Genomic DNA, 19,897 nt, shown 5'->3' with positions numbered 1-19,897 from the left:
AACCTGGACGGCGTTGACCCTCGGGGTGATCGTGACCCCGCACAGCTTGAGGGGCAGGACTCCGCTGGCGGCCAACGACGCGTGCGTGACGGCCTCCCACGCGGTGACTCCGGCGAAGAATTTTGCGGTTTCCCTGGTCATGTTCCATGGTCCCACCGGACCATCGGCCCCACCCCCCATGCCGCGACACTCAGGCGTACTGTGGAGACCGGAGGGTCACCATGGCCACACCCACATCACCGCTCACCGGCGCCAGGGGCGCAGCGCGGTTCGTCTTCCTCGTCGCGGTCAGCCACGTCGTCACCTACCTCGTCGCCGGGGTGATCGCCTCGCGGGTCCTCGACTACCCCGCGATCTTCCAGGAGCCCGTCATCCGGGACTACTACCTTCCCTACGCCTCGCCCGACGTGGCGCTCTCGTGGGGGCTGCAGGTGGTCCGCGGCGCGCTCTTCGGGTTGGTGCTGCTCCCGTTCCGACGGCCCCTCGCCGCGACCCGGTTCGGCTGGCTGTGGCTGCTCTTCGTGGTCATCGGCATCCTCGGCACGCCCGCGGCGGCGCCCGCCTCACTCGAGGGCGTCATCTACACCCAGATCCCGTTGTGGTTCCACGCCGTCGGCATGCCGGAGATCCTCCTGCAGACCCTGGCGTTCAGCTTCCTCGTGCACCGCACGCTCCGCTCGGCCGAGCACCCGCTGCCCGGGTGGGCTCGGACGCTGCTCAGCGCCGTGTCCGTGGCGTGCATCTCGTTCCTGGGCTACACCGCCGTCTCGCTCGCGTTCGCGTTCTCGGCGGGCGTCGGCCTGGAGGCCGGATCCGATCTCAGCGTGCTGGGCCAGTTCGTCGCGCCGCTCGTCCTGACGATCGCGGCCGTGCTGGTCACCGTCGAGCGGTGGTGGCTGCCGAAGCACGCCGTGCTCTACGTCGCGTCTGCCGCCGCCCTCGCGCTGTACCAGGCCGTCGTGCTCGGCTCGGCGGGATGGACCTACGCCCTCCTGGCGCCCATCCTGCCGGTCCTCATCTCGCTCGCCATGACCCGCCCCGAGAAGCGCCCGCCGGAGCCCGCCCCCACCACCGCGACACCCTTACCCCGCGATGTCGAGTCCTAACCCGGCCGTGACCACCACGAAGGGCCTCATCGCCCCAGCTCACCTGGTCGCGGTGGCGTGGGTGGTGGTGCTGGGCGCCTCGCTCCTCCCCCGGGTCGTCGTCCAGGAGGTACTCCGCCGAGACTTCACCGACGACGCCCGCCTGCTCGTCTCGGCCTCGGTGATCGCGACGGCGCTCGTCGCGACGGCGGTGTGGGCGCGGCTCCGCCCCCTGGTGCCGTTCCTGGTTGCGCTTGCCGTGCTGGTGGGCGCGGAGGCGCTGGTGTACCGGGTGATCGACCAGGCACCCGCCTACCGTGCGTGGCTGGCGGACCCGTCGTTCCCGGTCTACATGCTGGCCGAGCAGTCGCTCCGGTTGATGGTCACCGCCCTCATGATCGCCGCCCTGATGGTCCTGCGACGGCGGCCGTCGCGCTTCTTCCTCACCGTCGGCGACCTGCACGCCCCCATGCGCCGGATCCCATGGCTGGGCGTGAAGGACGGCACCAGGTGGAGCCGGTTCGGCCCCCTGGCCGCGGCCGGGCTGAGCGCCGGCACCCTCACGTTCGTCCTCCTCGCGGGCGCCCCCGCCCCGGACGTTCTCGCCCGGGCCCTGCCGCTGGTCCCCGTCATCCTCCTCGCCGCGACACTCAACGCCTTCAGCGACGAGGTGGCCTGGAAGGCCTCGCTGCTCTCCGTCCTCGAGGGGCCGGTGGGCCCGCGGCAGGCCGTGCTGATGGTGGCCGCCTACTTCGGGATGGGCCACTACTACGGCATCCCCTACGGGGTGATCGGCGTCTCGATGGCGTTCGCGCTGGGGTGGCTGCTGGCCAGGTCGATGGTGGAGACGAGGGGGCTGTTCTGGGCCTGGTTCATCCACTTCTGCCAGGACGTCATCATCTTCTCGTTCCTGGCGATCGGCTCGATCACCCCCGGCGGCGCCTGACCTGGCGGACAATCGAAGCTCACACCGCACTCCCCAGGGGGCAGACATGCAGGTTGATCCACACACCCTCGACGACGCCGTCGCCAAGCACGCGTTCACCGGCGTCATCACCGTCGACGTGGGAGACGAACGCGTCCTCGAGCGCTGCGAGGGGTTCATGCACCGCGCCTTCGGCGTGCCGATGGTGCCCCGGGCCAGGATCGCCGTCGCCAGCGGGAGCAAGACGTTCACCGCCCTGGCGGTCCTGCGGCTCGTCGAGGAGGGCCGGCTGCGGCTCGACCAGCCCGTACGCGAGATTCTGGGCCAGGACCTCCCGCTCGTCGACGACGCCGTCACGATCGAGCACCTCCTCACCCACACCTCCGGCATCGGCGACTACCTCGACGAGGACGGCGACTGGGAGGTCGCGGACCACGTCCTCACCGTGCCGGTGCACACCCTCACCTCGGCCGAGGCGTTCCTGCCGCTGCTCGAGGGGCACGAGCCGAAGTTCAACCCCGGCGAGCGGTTCGCGTACTGCAACGGCGGCTACATGGTGCTCGGTCTCGTGCTCGAGCGGGTGACGGGCGAGGTGTACCACGACGTGATCCGGCGGCTGGTCATCGAGCCCGCCGGCCTCGAGAGCACCGGCTTCCTCCCCCTCAACGAGCTCCCCTCCGACGCGGCGCTGGGCTACATCCACGACGACGGCGACCTGGTCAACACGCTGCACCTTCCCGTCCTCGGCAACGGCGACGGCGGCGCGTTCACCACCGCCGACGACCTGCACCGCTTCTGGCGCGCCCTGCTGGAGGGCCGCATCGTCTCCCGCGCCACCGTCGAGGCGATGACCCGTCCCCGCAACGACGTGCCGGACGAGGACATGCGCTACGGCATGGGGCTCTGGCTGCACCGCACGGGCCCGGCGCTGGTCCTGGAGGGCTACGACGCGGGCGCCTCGTTCCGCTCGACCCACATCCCCGCCACGCGGACCACCGCGACCGTCCTCGGCAACAGCTCCGAGGGCGCCTGGCCGGTCATCGGGGTCCTCGCGGAGGCGATCGACGCCGAGCTCGCCTGAGGCCCCCTGAACGCACGAAGCCCCCGCCCGATCCGGGCGGGGGCTTCGTATCCTCGGCGGGGCCGGATCATCCGGTCCCACCAGGGGAGTGTGTCAGGCGAGGGCCTTGGCCTTGAGCTGATCGTACTCGGCGGGGCTGATCGCACCGCTGTCCAGCAGCGACTTCGCGCGCGCGATCTGCGCGCTGGGATCGGCGTCGGCGGCCACGGAGCGGATGTAGCTGTCCGTCGCCTCGCGAGCCTCGGCGGCGCCTGCCTGCTGCCGCTGCGCCATGCCGCGGCCCCGGGCCAGCAGGTAGACCAGTGCCGTCAACGGGGGCGCGATGAACAGCGCCACCACCCACAGCGCACGGGTCACGCCCCTGAGCCCCGGATCCCGGAAGATGTCGACGATCACCTGGAAGAGCACCATCAGGTAGCTGATGAAGATGAAGCCCCACACCATCAGCCAGAAGAAGTCCCAGAAGTTCATTTGTCGTCCTCGTTACTCGTGTCGGAGCCGTGCGGCGCACGGCTCACAGAACTGGCGCAGACGCACCAGCCGAACAGATCATCCGGCCCGTCCGTCCTCCCGGCATCACCCACTGCGGGTGATTCCGCGACGACCGACGGCCCGTTCAGCCGCCGGCGCGGGCCCTCGCCTTCCTGCTCGCCTCGACCAGCCGCCAGATCAGCGGGGTGAAGATCAGCTGCATGGCCAGGTGCATCTTCCCGCCGGGCACGACGATGCTGTTGGCCCGCGACATGAACGAGCCGTCGATCATCGACAGCAGATAGGGGAAGTCGATGCCGCGCGGGTCCGCGAAGCGGATCACCACCATCGACTCGTCCAGCGTGGGGATCCATCCGGCGATGAACGGGTTGGAGGTGTCCACCACGGGCACCCGCTGGAAGTTGATGTGGGTGTTGGAGAACTGCGGGCAGATGTAGTGCACGTAGTCCGGCATGCGGCGCAGGATCGTGTCGGTGACCGCCTCCGTCGAGTAGCCGCGCGTGTTCCGGTCGCGGTGCAGCTTCTGGATCCACTCGAGGTTGATGATCGGCACCACCCCGATCCGCAGGTCCACGTGCCGGGCCACGTCGACGGTGTCGGTGCGCACCGCGCCGTGCAGGCCCTCGTAGTACAGGAGGTCGGTGCCGCCGGGCAGGTCCTGCCACGGCGTGAAGGTGCCCGGTGGGCGGCCGTAGGCCCGGGCCTCCTCGTCGTCGTGGACGTACTGGCGCACCCGTCCCGTGCCGGTGCGGCCGTACTCGGCGAACAGCTGCTCGAGTTCGGCGAAGAGGTTCGCCTCCGGCCCGAAGTGGCTGGGCGCGGTCTCGCCGGTGTCGAGGGCAGCGGCGTAGACCGCCTTCATCTCCTCCCGGTCGTAGCGGTGGAAGGAGTCGCCGTGGACCACCGACGACGTGATGGACTCCCGGGCGAAGATCTGCGCGAACGTCTGGGTGACGGTGGTGGTGCCCGCCCCCGAGGAGCCGGTGATGGCGACGACTGGATGCTGATCGGACATGGCTCTCCGTCTTCCTATGGCTCGATGAACAGGGTGCGGCTGTGGAACAGGGGATACGACGAGCCCTCGTCGAGCCCCTGCTCGTGCTCCACGAAGTAGCGCTCGACGCGCGCCACCTCGTCGGCCGCTCCGAAGTGGATGGGCAGGCGCTGGGTGAGCGAGGTGGGAACCACGTCGAGGACGCGCTGGACGCCGGTGGTGGCCGCGCCGCCCGCCTGCTCCGCCAGGAGCGCCAGCGGCCCGGCGTTGTGCATGAGCGGCACCCCCCAGAGGGCTCCGCGACGGCCGGTGTCGGGCGCCATGAACATGCCGCCGTGGACCAGGATGCGGAACGCCCCGATGACGGCCGAGGCGTTCCAGCGCATCTTGAAGTCACGCCCGCGCGGTCCCTCCTTCCCGCGGAGGCACTCGTCGACGTACCGCTTCGTGGGCGCCGGCCAGTGCATAGCCTCCGACGGGTTGATGGCGAAGCTGTCGGATCGGCTCGGGATGGTCATCCCCCGGTCGGTCAGCACGAAGTTGCCGACGTCGCGGTCCAGGGTGAAGCCGTCCACCCCACGCCCCGTCGTGAGCACCAGCAGCGTGCTCGGCCCGTACAGCCCGAGCCCGGCACACACCTGCCTGGAGCCCGGTTGCAGGAAGTCGGCCTCCGTGCAGGGCGCATCGACCTCCGCGCGCTCCAGGATGGAGAACGCCAGCCCCGCCGTCTGGTTCTCGCACAGGTTGACCGACCCGTGCAGCGCCTCGAAGACCAGCAGGTACCGGGCGCGCGGCGAGCGGGAGACCGGGTGGATGCTCGGGTCCCCGGCCACCGACACGGCGGCCAGCTGCTCGATGCCGGCGGCCTGCTGGAGCAGGATCCGGGTGGCGAGCCGGCGCAGCCCCCGATGGAGCTGGGCGTGATCCCCCTGGCCCTCGTGGGCGACGTCGCCGAGTGACAGGGGGCCGCGGCTCACCATGGCCGCGGTGAGCTTCACCGACACCGCGACTGCGCTCAGGATGTGGGCGTAGTCGTGGGACGGGGAGTCGTCGCGCTCGTCGTGGAGGTCCAGGAGGTACTGGGTCAAGGTCCGCGGCGCCATGACAGTCCCCCTCAGGGGGTGGCGACGGAGGGGGCCGGTCCACCGGAGACGCCCAGAGCCTGGCGCCATCCCGGGTAGAGGAGGTCCGCGTCGGCGGGGAACGACTCGAAGGCCCGCGCGAACTCGCGATGCTCCTTGGCCCACTCGACGGGATCGGCGCCGGCCGCCCAGCACTGGTGCGCCTGCCGGAGCGACCTGCCTCCCGCGGCGGCGCCGTCGAGGTGGCCGTACGCGCCGCCGCCCGCGGTGTTGATGACGTTGGCGTGGCCGAGGTTGGCGAAGAAGCCCGGCAACCGCAGCGCGTTCATGCCGCCGGAGACGATCGGGGTGGTGGGGCGCATCCCGAACCACTCCTGGAAGAACGCCGGGCCTTGGTACTCGTCGCGTTCGCAGATGTAGGCGATGGCGCGGTCGTCGCGGGCGCCTTCCATCTTCCCGTAGCCCATGGTGCCGACGTGGATGCCCGAGGCACCCTGAAGCCGAGCCATCTTGGCCAGCACGTAGGCGGTGTAGCCGCGCTTGGAGCTGGGCGAGGTGACCGCGCCGTGGCCGGCGCGGTGGTAGTGGAGGTACTGCCGGGAGAAGTAGCGGCGGGCGGTCGTCACGGCGCTCGGGCCGCCCACGTAGCCGTCGACGAGGAAGGCCACCTTGTCCGCGTCCGGCCCGAAGGCCTCGAGGATGAACTCGCCGCGCGCGATCATCTCGGAGTGGTCGTCGGCGGTGATGTTGGCGCTGAACAGCTTCGCCTCGCCGGTGACGTCCATCGCCCGCTTCATCGCGTCGTAGACCAGCGGGATGGTTGTGCGCATGGGCGAGAACACCTGGTTGCCCTGCGGCTCGTCGTTCTTGATGAAGTCCCCGCCCAGCCAGAACTCGTAGGCGGCCTGTGCGAAGGGCTCGGGGCGCAGCCCCAGCTTCGGCTTGATGATGGTGCCGGCGATGTAGCCGCCGTCGGTGACCGGACGGCCGAGGATCCGCCACAGGTCCGAGATGCCCATGGCCGGCCCGTCGAACAGGTTGATCGCCGCGCGCGGCACGTAGAAGTCGTACATCTTCGCATAGGCGATGTCGCCCATGCCCTGGTTGTTGCCGATGGTCAGGGTGAGGAACGAGACCATCATCATCCTGCCGTCGATGATGTTGCGGTCGAACAGGTCGAGCGGATAGGCGATCCGCATCTCCTCGTTCGCCTCGTCGACGTGATAGACGATCGCGTCGACGCCCTTGGTGAAGTCGTCGGTGGTGGACACCTCCACGTTGGTGCCCGTCGAGGACTCGGCGGCGAAGTGCGCGGCGGCCTCCAGGTAGGAGCCGGACTTCGGCTTCATGGTGTAGGCGCACAGGATGTGCTGTCCTCCCGCGATGAGGTCGTCCTCGCGGAGGCTGAGATCGGCGTAACGGGCAGTTTGGTCCACGATGACTCCTCGAAGGAACGGGTCGAGCTTCGGTGCTTCCGCCTGCGGTGACCCTCAGGGTAGGCCACTACAACGCGTAGTACCTCGCGCGGATCGCGTTGGTGCGCGCCGGCGAGGCACGCCTGCACAGATGGGCAGGGACCCCGAGGGTCGCGGCGGTGCCCAGCCCCCAGAGGGCGTGGTCACCGGCCTCTGGTCACCGGATGGGTGTTCTGGGACGATGACCTGAACGGGAGGAGACTCCGGTGTCGCCGCCAGCCCGAGGTCCGCAGTGGGACGCCCTCGTGGGCGCGCTCCTCGCATGCCTGGCCGCCGTCGTGTTCGTGGGGTTCCGGCTCGTGATCCCCGCCGAATGCGCGTGGCTCACCCCCCAGGCGGCCGCGTTCAGCGCCGACGGCGTGCTCCCCCAGGTGCACCCCGACTGCCCCCTGCCCGACGGCAGCCTGGTCAGCGGGGCCCGGGTGGCCGACGGGCGTGCCGACCTGACGGTGCAGCCCGGGTCGACGGTTGTGCCGCTGGATCTCGTGGCCCAGGCGAGTCCGCTGGCGCTCCAGGGCTGGCGGGCGGGCGGCACCCTGCTGTTCGTCACCGCGCTCTTCGCGCTCGCCGGCTTCGCGCTCAGCCGGCGGCAGCAGGACCCGGCGGCCGGCTCCAACCTGGTCTTCGGGGCGGCCCTCTTCGGCAGCACCGTCGTCACGGTGGCGGGGCTGCCGCCGTCGTGGGCCTTCGAGGGGAACCTGCGTTGGCTGTTCGTCGCGAACGTCGGCTTCTTCTACACCTTGGCGTGGAGTTCGATGCTGGCGTGGGCGCTCCAGTTCCCCACCCCCCTGACGCCCTGGCTGCGCGGGCTCCGGTCCAGGGTCCTGATCACCTGGGTGCCGCCGCTGCTCTGGGCGGCGCTGGCGACCATCGTGGGCGCAGGCGCGGCCTTCCCCGCCTGGATGGCGCGGGCGGTTCCCCTCCAGACCGCCTTCACCCTCGTCGGGCTGTGCGGCTCGCTGGGGGTGCTGGTCCTGCGGCTGTCGCGCGCCCGCCGCCTGGGCGTGGACCCCGTCCACCGGCAACAGCTGGCGTGGCTGGGCGGCTCCGGGATCGTCGCGGGGCTCCTGGCGCTGGCGTTCTGGATGGTGCCGTCGCTCCTCATCGGGGCGTCGCTGCTGCCCGACGAGCTGATCGGCCTGCCCGGCCTGTTCTACGTGGCGGGGATGAGCATCGCGATGCTGCGCTACCGCCTGTTCGACCTCGACGTCGTCCTCGGGCGGACGCTGGTCTACGCCGCGCTCACTGTGGTCGCGGTGAGCGTGTACCTCCTCACGGTGGCGGTGCTGACCACCCTGGTGGCCGGCCAACCCACCGGTGTCGCGGTGGCGGGCGCGGTGGCCGTGGCGATCCTGGTCAATCCCGTCCGGGTGTGGTTGGAGCGATTGGTCAGCCGGGGCCTCTACGGCGACCGCGACGATCCCTACGTGGCGCTGGCCCGGCTGGCGGGCCTGCTCGGGGCGCGCGAGGTGTCGTGGCTCGAGGTGGCCGCCGACCTCCGCCGGGCGCTGCGCGTGCCCTACGTGTCGGTGACGACGGAGCAGGGCCCGCTCGCCGAGGCCGGAATCCGGCCGGACGACGAGGCCCGGCTTCGCGTCACCCCCCTCGTGCACGCCGACGTCACGCTGGGCAGCCTCGTCGTGGCCACCCGCGGCCGTGGTGGCGGCTTCGCCCCGGCCGAGCGCCGGCTGCTCCAGGACCTCGGCAACCAGGTTGCCTCGGCGCTCCACGAGGAGGGACTCGACCGGGAGGTCCGCGCCTCCCGGCAGCGCCTGATCCTGGCCCGCGAGGACGAGCGGCGGATGCTCCGCCGCACCCTGCACGACGACGTGGGCCCCACCATCGCGTCCATCCCCCTGCGCGCCGAGACCGTCCGCCGGCTGATGGCGTCGCGCGGGGCGAGCGCGGAGGTGGCAGGGATCCTGGACCGGATCGAGCAGGATGCGGGCCGTGCCGCGGACGCGGTGCGGCACCTCGCCTACGACCTCCGTCCGCCCGTACTCGACGACCTGGGCCTGGCCTCGGCGCTCGAGGAGCTGGCCCTCGGCCTGGCGCCGCTGGCCGTGCACCTCGACCCCGGCGGCCTCGGATCGCCCGGCGCCCCGCTTCCGCCCGCCGTCGAGGTGGCGACCTACCGCATCGTGTCCTCCGCCCTGGCCAACGCGTCCCGGCACGCCCAGGCGCAGTCGTGCTGGGTGACGCTCCGCCGCGTCGACGCGGCGCTGGAGATCGAGGTGGCCGACGACGGTGTCGGCCCACCCGCAGACCTCCACGCGGGGGTGGGGATCACCGCGATGCGGGAGCGGGCGGCCGAGCTGGGCGGGACCTGCACCATCGAGGCCCGGCCCTCCGGCGGCACCGTGCTGCGCGCCGTGCTACCGATGGAGGAACCATGAGCCCCACCGCCTTCCGCGTCCTCGTCGTCGACGACCACCCGCTCTACCGCGAGGGCCTCGTGGGCCTCCTCGGCACCACGGACGACCTGTCGGTCGTCGGCCAGGCGGCCGACGGCATCGAGGCGGTCAGGCTCGCGTCCGAGCTCTCGCCCGACGTCGTGGTGATGGACGTCACCATGCCCGGACTCGACGGGATCGAGGCGACGAGGCAGATCGTCGCGGCCGCGCCCGACGTGCGGGTCCTCATCCTGAGCATGCTCGACGACGCGAGCGTCGCGGATGCCGTGGCGGCCGGGGCGCGCGGGTACGTGGTGAAGTCGGCCACCCCCGGCGCGACGCTGGCCGCGATCCGGTCGGTGGCGCAGGGCGACATCATCTTCTCGGCGGCCCTGGCGTCGCGGCTCACCGCGATGGTGGCGGGCGGCGGCGGGCGCGCGCCGTTCGTCGAGCTGACGACGAGGGAGCGGGAGGCCCTGGCGCTCATCGCCAAGGGCTGGGACAACCCCCGCATCGCACGGCACCTCGGGATCGCGGACAAGACCGTCAGGAACCTGGTCTCGCTCATCCTGGTCAAGCTGCAGGTGGCCGACCGCGCCTCAGCGATCGAGAAGGCCCGGCGGGCCGGGCTCGGCTGACCGCCTACTCCGGGTGGTTCCCGTGCTCGCCGCCCACAACGTAGGGACTCCGGTAGCCCTCGTAGGCGAGGTGGGTCATCAGCCCCTCCCGCGCGTGCGGGAGGTTGTGGCAGTGGTCCATCCAGATGCCCGGGTTGTCGGCGACCATCTCCAGCTCATAGGTCTCGCCCGGCTCGACGTTCAGCGAGTCGACGAGCCACGGCGATCCGGTGGCCAGGACGCCGTCGCGGGCGAGCACCAGGAGGTGGTGGCCGTGCAGGTGCATCGGGTGCACCTCGCCGCTCTCGTTCGACACCAGGAAGCGCACGCGCTCCCCGGTGCGCACCACGAACATCGGCACGTCGGGGTACAGGCCGCCGTTGATCGTCCACCACGAGCCCGGCCGGCCGTCGAGGAGCCCGATCCCCCGCCCGATCCGGTACTCGAAGGTGCGGTCCGGCTGCCCCATGCTCCCGACGGTCGGGTCCGGGGCGCCGTAGCCGAGGAGGTCCACCAGCGCCCGGGGGGCGGGCGAGTGCGGCGCCCCGGTGCCGCCCAGCGACACGGACGCCCCAGCGAACTCCACCCGCGCTCCGCCGGGAGGCACCATGACCTCCAGGTCCGCGCGCCCGCCCGCGGTGACCACCAGCGCTTTCCCCTCCATGGGATCGGGACGGTTCACCGTGCGGCCGTCGACCGCGACCACCCGGTAGGAAGCCCCTGACACCCACACCGGCATCGGACCCGCGTCGGTGTTGATCACCCGCACCCTGGCGGTGTCACCGGGGCGTGCGGGGTGCGCGAACCCGCCCGGCGTCCCGTTGACGGTGCGGGTCCCGGCATAGGCGTGCACGAGCGCGATGACGTCCACCACGCCCGGATCCGGCGCTGCGGGGTCCACCACCAGCGCGCCCAGCAGCCCGCCGCTGACCTGCGGATGGGACACCTGGTGCGAGTGGTACCAGTAGGTGCCCTCCTCTGCGACGAAGCGGTAGACGTACCGCTCCCCGGGCGCGATCGCGTCCTGCGTCACGCCCGCGACGCCGTCCATCGCGTTGGGCAGGTCGACGCCGTGCCAATGGAGCGTCATCCCGTCCGCCACGCTCTCATTGGTGACCTGGACCTCGACCAGTTCCCCGGACCGGGCCCGGATGGTGGGCCCAGGGGTCGTTCCGTTCAGGGTGAAGCCGTCGAAGGGCGGGACCCTTGGCAGCGTGACCCGCTCGGCCCTCGCCACGAGATCCATCCGGACGTCCGGCGCCCGATCGGGATCGGGCACCAGGGAGCCGATGTCCACCCCGTCCTGGGCGTGACCGTGCGAGCCCGCGGCGGCGGGCGGCTGTGGCCCGCCGCCGTAGTCCGGGTACCCCATCGAGGTCATGGAGTAGGTGTCCGGGAGCAGGCTGGCCGCCCACACCCAGGCGGAGGATCCGAGCGCCAGCACCAGGACCCCGGCGCCGACGACCCGCCGCGACACCCACGACGCCCTGGTGCTCACGTCACACCGCCACCGATCCCCGGGCGGTCGTCGGCGCCGCGACGTCAGGTGCCGCGACCGGCCTCCGCGCGTTGCGCAGGGCGGACACGGCCGCCAGGAGCAGCAGGAGGGCGTTGAGGCCGTGGAAGATGGCCAGCACCGCCATGCCGTGCGCGGCGTACCCGAGGGTCATCTGAAGCGCGACGAGCCCGAGCACGATCGCGGCCCACATGAGGGCGCGCGGGACCCGGGTGAAGAAGGACACCACCAGCAGAGCCAGGGCGACGGCGGGGATGATGATGCCGCCGTTCAGGCCGTGGATCAGGATGCCGAGGACCTCCGGGAAGGGCAGCGGACCTCCCGTGTCCTCCATCATCGACTTGTCCACCACCGCGCCGCCCATGATGTAGGCGCCGAGGCCGGCGGAGGCCCAGGCGTGGGAGGCGGCCTGCACGCCCACCAGGGCGGCGACAGTGCCCGCGAGAACGCGGTAGACGGTGATCATCGGTTACTCCTTCCGTTGCGCGGACGCTCATGCGTCCGGCTGGTCATGGGTGTCGGCGTCCGGGGCGGGCCGCAGGTGGCGGCCGAGGAGGACGAACCAAAGGGGCCAGGCGAGCCAGAGCGCGCCGCCGAGCACGACCCCGGGGTACAGCAGCGTCTTCGCGGCGGCCGAGCCCCAGGGGAACAGGAACGAGGCGCCGGTCAGGGCGAGCCCGGCGGCCAGCCCGTACCCGACGGCGGCGCCCGTCCTCCAGACGACGCGGGGCATCCGGGGGTCCCGTGACCACGCCGTGTTCAGCCAGGCCATCCAGGCCGCCTGCAGCGTGATGGCCACTATGGAGATCGCCGTCGACGGCTCGAAGGGCAGGACCTGGGCGACCAGGAGCACACCGGAGGCCGCCGCGACCAGGCAGGTGCCGGCGATCAGCCGGACGAAGCCCCGTTCTGGCGCCGTGCGGGCGGCGCCACGGCTGATCCGCGGCACCAGGCTGGCCAGGAGCACGTTCGCCGCCGCGCTCAGGAGGTCATTGATCGGTCCCCAGGGCGAGGCGCTGCCACCCCGGGCGAGCGAGACGAACATGACGATGAGGAAGGCGCCCGAGGCAAGCATCACCACGCCGAGCGCCACGAGCCTGGCCGAGTCGCTCTGGTCGGGCTCCGGCGCGACGAACACGACGGCGACCCTCGGCTCGTTACCGAGCCGGTCCTGCCCCGTGGCAGGTGCTGGGGTGCTGGACATCTGCTGCTCCTTCTCGGGTGCGTTCAGAAGTCCAGTCTTCGGCGCGCTTGTCCCGGGCGTCACGGGACAACCGTCCCGACGGTCCGGGATTCCTGACGGCTGCGATGTCCCTGAGAGGTCCCCGCGCGGCTCCTCCGACGCTCCGGTCGCGCCGTCCACCCTTGTCGCGGATCGCTTGCCGGTCCCGAGTCGCCGAGGCGCCGTGTCGTCACGTACCGTGCGTTCCGCACCCAGTGGATTGCCAGGAGGAACCCCGTGACCCGTCCCACACGAAGGCTCGTCCTGGTCGTGCGCGCCGACCCCGTGATCTGCGGCCACTCCGGCGAGGCGCGCAACCTGGCGGAGGCCGCCCTGGATCAGGGATTCGACGACGTCCGCATCGTCACGTGGCCGCTGGAGCGGCTGATCGAGTCCGAGCTGCCGCTCAAGCCGCTCGACTCCATCACCCCTTATCGCGACGGGATCACGGTCGAGCGCCCCGAGCCCGTCGGCAACTACAAGATCCTCGACGGCCGCTACCTCGCCGGGCTGACCGGCCGGCTCTTCGAGCTGTTCACCGACGGCGTCCCCACCGTCTGCATGTCCCTGTACCTCACCCCCCACGCGGTGGCGGTCGACGATGCCCTGCGCGCGGCGCACCGCTCGGGGCTCCCGGTGCGGGTGGTCACGATCGCCGAGGCCGTCGGGTCCGACATCACCAACGTGGTCCGCAACTGCATCGAGTCTGGGCGCTACGGCGCGGCCGCCCACCTGCTCACCACCTACCTCGCCAACGACCTGTGCGTGGCGGTCTCGGAGTACACGCGCGACCTGATCGTCGCCGAGGCTGCCCTGCTGGACGCCGACCACGGCACCGACTTCGCCGAGCAGTGTCGTCGCAGGGTCCAGATCTCCTACCCGGCCATCAACGCCGCCCAGTTCACCGACCTGGACCCGGAGGTCACCGACGCCGCCCTCGCGGCGCGCGGCCTGTCGCGGCGGGGCTACGTCCTCTTCCTCTCGCGGCTCAGCCTGGCCAAGGGCGTCGACGATCTCATCGAGGGCTTCGGGCGCAGCGCGGCGAGCGAACGCGTCCGGCTCGTCGTCGCCGGCAACGGCCCCGAGGCGGCCGGGCTCCGGGAGCTGGCCGCCGGGTCACCCGTCGCCGACCGCATCACGTTCCTCGACGACGTGAGCGACGACGAGAAGCCCCACCTCATGGCCGGGAGCGCGGCGTTCGTGCTGCCCAGCAAGCCCATCCCGGAGTTCGTCGAGACGTTCGGCATCGCCCTGGCCGAGAGCATGCTCGCCGGCGGTGGACCGGTCATCACGACGACGACGGGGGGAATCGGCGAGGCGGTCGGCGACACCGCGCTCCTCGTCGCCGTCGAGGATCCCGACGGCATCGCCGCCGCGCTGGACCGGGCGGTGGTGGAGATGACCGACGACGAACGCCGCGAGCTGGCAGGGCGCGCCCTCGCGCACGCCCTGCAGTTCGACCGCACCGCCGTCTACCGGCGTCTGCTCGCGAGGGTGCCGTCCCCCTGAGCCCAGCCATGAGCCCAGCCCACCCGGGGCCGGAATCCCCCCGTGGGGGTGATGACCGCCGGATCGGCCTCCGCCAGGATGAGCCGTCGGCCAACGGTGGCGGCACACACGAACTCACGGACATCTCGCGCAGCCGATCCTGCACTGGGGGTGTCGCGGTGATTCGCCCGGCTGAGGGAGCCACCTGAATCGAGGGTGATGTGGCAAAGGGTCGAGTGAGCAGTGTCGAGGCGTTGACCCCCGCGCGGCGGAAGGGCTCCACGGCGAAGTCCGCGACGTTCACGGCGAGTCGGGCGAGGGGGCGGGAGGCGAGGGAGGAGGTTCCCCTCGAGGATCACGCGGTCTTCAGCCCCACGTCGCTCCGGCCGGATCCGCTGGAGCTTCTCGAGCGCCAAGGGGCCGACCGCGTGCCCGAGCTCCTGCCGATCAGGTACGGGCGCATGGTGTCCTCGCCGTTCGCCTTCTACCGCGGCGGCGCGCTGCTGATGGCGGCAGACCTGGCCTCGACGACCAACTCCGGCCTCCGGGTGCAGCTCTGCGGGGACGCGCATGTCAGCAACTTCGGGTTCTACGCCTCACCGGAGCGCAACCTGGTCTTCGACCTGAACGACTTCGACGAGACGTTGCCGGGGCCGTTCGAGTGGGACGTGAAGCGGCTGGCCGCCAGCCTGGAGATCGCCGCCCGGAGCCAGTCGTTCAGCGACCGCGATGCGAGGTCGATCGTGCTGAGCGCGGTGCGTGGCTACCGGGAGGCGATGATCGAGTTCGCGGCGATGCCCACCCAGGCGGTCTGGTATTCGCGGCTCGACGCGAAGCACCTGCTGGCCGAGCTACGCGGCAACACCAGCCCGCAGCGGCTGCGGAAGACCCAGACGCTGCTGGAGAAGGCGCCCACCCGGGACAGCGTGCAAGCGTTCAGCAAGTTCACGAAGATCGTGGACGGGCAGCCCAGGATCATCTCCGTGCCCCCTCTGATCATGACGCTGGAGGACCTGCTCCCCGCAGAGGTCGCGGAGGCCCTGCTCGCGCAGATGGGCGAGTTGCTCGCGGCGTATCGGCGCAGCCTGTCCTCCGACCGGCAGCACCTGTTCGACCAGTACCGTTTCGTGCATATGGCCCGCAAGGTGGTGGGCGTCGGCAGCGTCGGGACCAGGGCGTGGATCCTCCTCCTCGAAGGAGCGGGCGCGGGTGACCCGCTTGTCCTCCAGGCCAAGGAGGCGCAGTCGTCGGTGCTTGAGCAGTTCCTGGGAGTGAGCGAGTACACCAACCACGGCGAGCGGGTGGTCGCCGGTCAACGCCTCCTCCAGGCCGCCAGCGACATCTTCCTCGGCTGGCAGCGGACCAACGGCATCGACGGGGTCGACCGCGACTACTACGTGCGTCAGCTGCGTGACTGGAAGGCGTCCGCAGAGGTTGAAGGAGCCAGCCCCGGCGGATCGCGGGTCTACGCGCGGATCTGCGGCTGGACGCTCGCCCGCGCCCACGCGCGCTCGGGCGAGCGGGTGGCGATCGCGTCCTACCTGGGCAAGCGCGACACGTTCGACGAGGCCGTCGCGGCGTTCGCCGTCGCCTACGCCGACCAGAACGACAAGGACCACGCCGCGCTCCGCGCGGCCATAGACGACGGACGGATCCAGGCCCAGGAGGGCGTCTAGCGCGAGGACTGACCCGGCCGGGGAGGAGACGACGCAAAGCGGCGGATCCGGTGGCGTAGTCGGCACCAGATCCGCCGAATAGCCTGGCGTCCCTTGGCGCGCCAACCAGGTGCTCCACACCGACCCAACTCCGACTCACTGTCGAGAGGAAAAACAAAACCCCTAGTCACCTAGGGGTTCTATCGGTGGGCCTAACTGGACTTGAACCAGTGACCTCTGCCTTATCAGGGCAGCGCTCTAACCGTCTGAGCTATAGGCCCGTTCACCGACGCGTAACTCTAGCGCACCGCTTCACGGGACGGCAAACCGGCCTCCCACATCGACGGATCAGTCCTCGGCGAGGGTGATCTCGAGGCCACCCATCACCGTCGCGGCCAGGTTGTAGAGGAACGCGAACAGCGTGGCCACCGCCGTGATGATCACCACGTCCACCGCCGCGACCACCGTCGCGAAGCCCAGCACACGGGAGGCGCTGAGGAAGTCTCCGATGTTGAACGCCGTGTCCTGGTCGCCGATGAGGGTGTTGATGAAGGTGTTGGCGGACTCCAGCGCGCCGGACCCGGCGAGCACGGACCACAGCACGAAGGCCGCGACCACCATCATCACGCCGAACGCGATGGAGAACAGGAAGGTGGTCTTCATCACCGACCACGGGTCGATCCGCGACAGCCTCAGCCGCGCCTTGCGGGTGCGACGACCCGTCCTGGCCGGGCGGGCCACCTCGGACGCCCCGCCCTCCACGGGCACGAACGTGGCGGCGCGCGACGGCGTGGTCACCACGCCGGGCACCACGGGTGAAGCGGCCTCACCGGACGCAGCGACCGCGGGGTCCTCGCCCGGTGCGGCTGCGGGGCGCGCGACGGCTCCCGCCACCGCGACCTTCGCCTTGGTGGCCCACTCCTGCGCCACCCTGGACGCCCGCCCCGCGACGGCGGGGATGGTGCGGGTCTGATCCTTTGCGTCGTCGTCGCTCACCGCCGGCTGGCCGGCTGGGGCGGCAGGACGTGACTCGAACGAGGGGCCGGAGGGGAGCACCGGGGCCGACGAGCCCCTGGCGTCCCAGTCCGACGGCGAGGCGTCGCCGCTGGGCGTGGGGCTCCACTCCGACGCGCTGCCGTTCGCAGAAGCGTGCGCGGCACCGTCGTCCGGCTTCCGCTGGGGGGAGAAGTCGAGGCCGGGGGCCCCGGAGGCTGATGGCCAGCGCGGCGAGTTGTCACTCATCTGCGCCCTCCTCGCTGTTCGGCTCCTGCTCCGCCAGGGTGGCGTCGCTGTCCTCTACCGTACCCTCTGAGTGACCTGTCGCCTCGTCCTCGCCGCTGGGATCCTCGGCCTCGCCGGCCTCTGACTCCGGGTAGAGCGCGATGGCGCCCACCGAGTCGTCGCCCTTGACGCCCACGAACTTCACGCCCATGGTGTCGCGCCCCTTGACGGGCACGTCCGCGACGGCGGAGCGGGTGACCTGGCCGGAGACCTTGATGGCCAGCACCTCGTCGGCCTCGCCGACGATGAGCCCGCCCACCAGGGAGCCGCGGTCCTCGTTGAGGCGCATGGCCTTGATGCCCAGCCCGCCGCGACCCTGGACGCGGTAGTCCTCGACGGCGGTGCGCTTGGCGAACCCGCCGTCGGTGACCGTGAACACGAACTGGCCCTCCAGGTCCTCGTCAGCCCGGAGCACGGCCATGGACAGCAACTCGTCGCCGCGGCGGAACTTCATGCCCGTCACGCCGGAGGTGGCGCGGCCCATGGGGCGCAGCTGCGAGTCGTCGGCCTTGAACCGGATGGCCTGCCCCTTGCGGGAGATGAGGAGCACGTCGTCGTCGGAGCTCACCAGCGAGGCGCCGATCAACTCGTCGGACTCCTCGCGGAAGTTGACCGCGATGACGCCCGCCTGCCGCGGCGAGTCGTACGCCTTGAGCTCGGTCTTCTTCACCAGGCCGTGCTTGGTGGCCAGGAGCAGGTACTCGGCGTCCTCGTAGCTGCGGATGGCGAGCACCTGCGCGATCCGCTCGTCCGGCAGGAAGCTCAGCAGCCCGGCGACGTGGCCGCCCTTGGCGTCGCGGCCGGCCTCCGGCAGCTGCCACGCCTTGGCGCGGTAGACCCGCCCGAAGTTGGTGAAGAACAGCAGCCACTGGTGGTTGGTGGTCATGAAGAGGTGCTGCACCTCGTCGTCGGCGCGCAGCGTGGCGCCGCGCACGCCCTTGCCGCCGCGCTTCTGCACCCGGTACTGGTCCGCGCGGGTGCGCTTGGCGTAGCCGCCGTGCGTGATGGTGACCACCACGTCCTCGTCGGGGATGAAGTCCTCGTCCGAGAAGTCCCCGTCGGCCGCGACGATCCGGGTCCGCCGGTCGTCGCCGTACTTGTCGACGATCTCCTGCAGCTCGGTGGCGATGATGCTGCGCTGCCGCTCCTCGCTGGCCAGGATGTCCTTGAGGTCCTGGATCTTCGCCTCGAGCGTCAGCAGGTGGTCGATGATCTTCTGCCGCTCGAGGGCCGCGAGGCGCCGCAGCTGCATGTCGAGGATCGCGGTGGCCTGCACCTGGTCGATGTCGAGCAGGTCCATCAGACCCTCGCGGGCCTCGTCGGTCGACGGCGAGCGCCGGATGAGCGCGATCACCTCGTCGAGCGCGTCGAGCGCCTTCACCAGCCCGCGGTAGATGTGGGCCTGCTTCTCGGCGTCGTCGAGCTGGAACTGGGTGCGGCGGCGGATGACCTCGAGCTGGTGCTTGATCCACAGGGAGATGAACTGGTCCAGCCTCAGGGTGCGGGGCACCTCGTCGACGATGGCGAGCATGTTGCAGCCGAACGTGTCCTGCAGGGCGGTGTGCTTGTACAGGTTGTTCATCACCACGCGCGGCTGGGCGTCGCGCTTGAGCACGATGACCAAGCGCTGCCCGGTGCGGGCGGAGGTGTCGTCGCGGACGTCGGCGATGCCGGTGAGCTTGCCCGCGTTGACCAGGTCCGCGATGCGCTGCGCGAGCGCGTCCGGATTGCACATGTAGGGCAGCTCGGTGACGACGAGGAGCTGGCGGCCCTTCGGGTCCTCCTCCATGTCGATGACGGCGCGCATGGTGACCGAGCCGCGCCCGGTGCGGTACGCCTCCTCGATGCCGGAGCGGCCGACGATGAGGCCGCCGCCGGGGAAGTCGGGGCCCTGGATGCGGTGCATGGCCGCGTCGAGGAGTTCCTCGCGGGTGGCCTCGGGGTGGGCCAGCGCCCACTGGACGGCGTCGTTGACCTCGCGCAGGTTGTGCGTGGGGATGTTGGTGGCCATGCCGACGGCGATGCCGGTGGAGCCGTTGACGAGCAGGTTCGGGAAGCGCGCCGGGAGGACGACGGGCTCCTCCTCGCGGTTGTCGTAGTTGGGCTTGAAGTCGACGGTGTTCTGCTCGATCTCGCGCACCATCTCGACGGCGAGCGGCGCCATCTTGCACTCGGTGTACCTCATGGCGGCGGCCTTGTCGTTGCCCTGGCTGCCGAAGTTGCCCTGGCCGGTCACCAGCGGGTGCCGCATGGCCCACGGCTGCGCGAGACGCACGAGGGTGTCGTAGATGGCGGTGTCGCCGTGGGGGTGGTAGAGGCCCATGACCTCACCGACGACGCGGGAGCACTTGTTCCATCCGCGGTCCGGGCGGTACCCGCCGTCCCACATGGCGTAGAGGACGCGACGGTGGACCGGCTTGAGCCCGTCGCGCACGTCCGGCAGGGCGCGCCCGACGATGACGCTCATCGCGTAGTCGAGGTAGGAGCGCTGGATCTCCACCTGCAGGTCGATGGGGTCGACCCGGCCCAGCGAGGGCGGGATCAGGGTGCCGTCGTCAGCCATGCGTAGTGAACCTTCCGGGTGGAATCGT

The 19,897-nt window shown here is 71.1% G+C and carries 16 protein-coding genes and 1 tRNA gene; 7 read left to right on the top strand and 10 right to left on the bottom strand.

Annotated features, from left to right (window positions below; all coding sequences use genetic code 11):
• Positions 1 to 221 precede the first annotated feature (221 nt).
• The 3 genes from ACX1D3_RS03420 to ACX1D3_RS03410 are packed head-to-tail and all read left to right on the top strand — an operon-like array spanning position 222 to position 3,091.
• Positions 222 to 1,106 carry a hypothetical protein gene (locus tag ACX1D3_RS03420; RefSeq protein ID WP_458995581.1) on the top strand — a complete coding sequence of 295 codons (885 nt, stop codon included), beginning with the start codon at positions 222 to 224 and terminating at the stop codon, positions 1,104 to 1,106.
• Between the two features lie 7 nt (positions 1,107 to 1,113).
• Positions 1,114 to 2,031, top strand: a complete 918-nt coding sequence (locus ACX1D3_RS03415) for a CPBP family intramembrane glutamic endopeptidase (protein ID WP_458995580.1) — start codon at positions 1,114 to 1,116, stop codon at positions 2,029 to 2,031.
• A gap of 46 nt (positions 2,032 to 2,077) precedes the next feature.
• Positions 2,078 to 3,091, top strand: coding sequence for a serine hydrolase domain-containing protein (locus ACX1D3_RS03410; protein WP_458995579.1), 1,014 nt, complete (start codon positions 2,078 to 2,080; stop codon positions 3,089 to 3,091).
• Between the two features lie 93 nt (positions 3,092 to 3,184).
• Here the strand turns inward: ACX1D3_RS03410 and ACX1D3_RS03405 are convergent, their stop codons facing one another.
• From ACX1D3_RS03405 to ACX1D3_RS03390, 4 genes are all read right to left on the bottom strand, one after another.
• A complete protein-coding gene (locus ACX1D3_RS03405) occupies positions 3,185 to 3,562 on the bottom strand; it encodes an SHOCT domain-containing protein (protein WP_458995578.1) in 378 nt (125 codons plus the stop codon).
• 145 nt (positions 3,563 to 3,707) lie between these two features.
• Complete coding sequence (locus tag ACX1D3_RS03400; protein WP_458995577.1) at positions 3,708 to 4,598, bottom strand: phosphoribulokinase; 891 nt, start codon at positions 4,596 to 4,598, stop codon at positions 3,708 to 3,710.
• Positions 4,599 to 4,612: 14 nt separating this feature from the next.
• A complete protein-coding gene (locus ACX1D3_RS03395; RefSeq protein ID WP_458995576.1) occupies positions 4,613 to 5,680 on the bottom strand; it encodes a class 1 fructose-bisphosphatase in 1,068 nt (355 codons plus the stop codon).
• An 11-nt stretch (positions 5,681 to 5,691) separates the two neighbouring features.
• Positions 5,692 to 7,095, bottom strand: coding sequence for a ribulose-bisphosphate carboxylase (locus ACX1D3_RS03390; RefSeq protein ID WP_458995575.1), 1,404 nt, complete (start codon positions 7,093 to 7,095; stop codon positions 5,692 to 5,694).
• A 245-nt stretch (positions 7,096 to 7,340) separates the two neighbouring features.
• Between ACX1D3_RS03390 and ACX1D3_RS03385 the strand changes: the two genes are divergently transcribed.
• Positions 7,341 to 9,530: a sensor histidine kinase gene (locus ACX1D3_RS03385; protein ID WP_458995574.1), complete on the top strand. Its 2,190-nt coding sequence runs from the start codon at positions 7,341 to 7,343 to the stop codon at positions 9,528 to 9,530.
• On the top strand, positions 9,527 to 10,165 hold the full coding sequence (locus ACX1D3_RS03380; RefSeq protein ID WP_458995573.1) for a response regulator: 639 nt from the start codon (positions 9,527 to 9,529) through the stop codon (positions 10,163 to 10,165). Before ACX1D3_RS03385 ends, ACX1D3_RS03380 begins: the two co-directional genes overlap by 4 nt.
• A 4-nt stretch (positions 10,166 to 10,169) precedes the next feature.
• On the opposite strand, the gene ACX1D3_RS03375 is transcribed toward ACX1D3_RS03380, so the two are convergent.
• Genes ACX1D3_RS03375 through ACX1D3_RS03365 form a run of 3 tightly spaced genes read right to left on the bottom strand, consistent with a single transcriptional unit; the run spans position 10,170 to position 12,864 of the window.
• Positions 10,170 to 11,642 (bottom strand): multicopper oxidase family protein, encoded by a 1,473-nt coding sequence (locus tag ACX1D3_RS03375; protein ID WP_458995572.1) that lies wholly within the window; start codon positions 11,640 to 11,642, stop codon positions 10,170 to 10,172.
• Between the two features lies 1 nt (position 11,643).
• On the bottom strand, positions 11,644 to 12,126 hold the full coding sequence (locus tag ACX1D3_RS03370; RefSeq protein WP_458995571.1) for a hypothetical protein: 483 nt from the start codon (positions 12,124 to 12,126) through the stop codon (positions 11,644 to 11,646).
• 27 nt (positions 12,127 to 12,153) lie between these two features.
• The gene (locus tag ACX1D3_RS03365) at positions 12,154 to 12,864 is read right to left on the bottom strand and encodes a hypothetical protein (RefSeq protein ID WP_458995570.1); all 711 of its coding nucleotides are present in this window, start codon (positions 12,862 to 12,864) and stop codon (positions 12,154 to 12,156) included.
• Positions 12,865 to 13,119: 255 nt separating this feature from the next.
• On the opposite strand from ACX1D3_RS03365, the gene ACX1D3_RS03360 reads away from it, so the two are divergent.
• Positions 13,120 to 14,391, top strand: a complete 1,272-nt coding sequence (locus ACX1D3_RS03360) for a glycosyltransferase (protein ID WP_458995569.1) — start codon at positions 13,120 to 13,122, stop codon at positions 14,389 to 14,391.
• Positions 14,392 to 14,606: 215 nt separating this feature from the next.
• On the top strand, positions 14,607 to 16,046 hold the full coding sequence (locus tag ACX1D3_RS03355) for a DUF2252 domain-containing protein (protein ID WP_458995568.1): 1,440 nt from the start codon (positions 14,607 to 14,609) through the stop codon (positions 16,044 to 16,046).
• 186 nt (positions 16,047 to 16,232) lie between these two features.
• Here the strand turns inward: ACX1D3_RS03355 and ACX1D3_RS03350 are convergent.
• The 3 genes from ACX1D3_RS03350 to gyrA form a co-directional block, all read right to left on the bottom strand.
• A tRNA-Ile gene (locus tag ACX1D3_RS03350) sits at positions 16,233 to 16,306 on the bottom strand.
• Positions 16,307 to 16,373: 67 nt separating this feature from the next.
• Positions 16,374 to 17,267 carry a DUF3566 domain-containing protein gene (locus ACX1D3_RS03345; RefSeq protein WP_458995567.1) on the bottom strand — a complete coding sequence of 298 codons (894 nt, stop codon included), beginning with the start codon at positions 17,265 to 17,267 and terminating at the stop codon, positions 16,374 to 16,376.
• Positions 17,260 to 19,869: a DNA gyrase subunit A gene (gyrA, locus tag ACX1D3_RS03340; RefSeq protein WP_458995566.1), complete on the bottom strand. Its 2,610-nt coding sequence runs from the start codon at positions 19,867 to 19,869 to the stop codon at positions 17,260 to 17,262. The genes ACX1D3_RS03345 and gyrA overlap by 8 nt, the downstream gene beginning before the upstream one ends.
• Positions 19,870 to 19,897 lie beyond the last annotated feature (28 nt).

It is taken from the genome of Tessaracoccus yangjingae (assembly GCF_054483935.1).
This window is presented reverse-complemented; position numbering and strand designations above follow the sequence as displayed.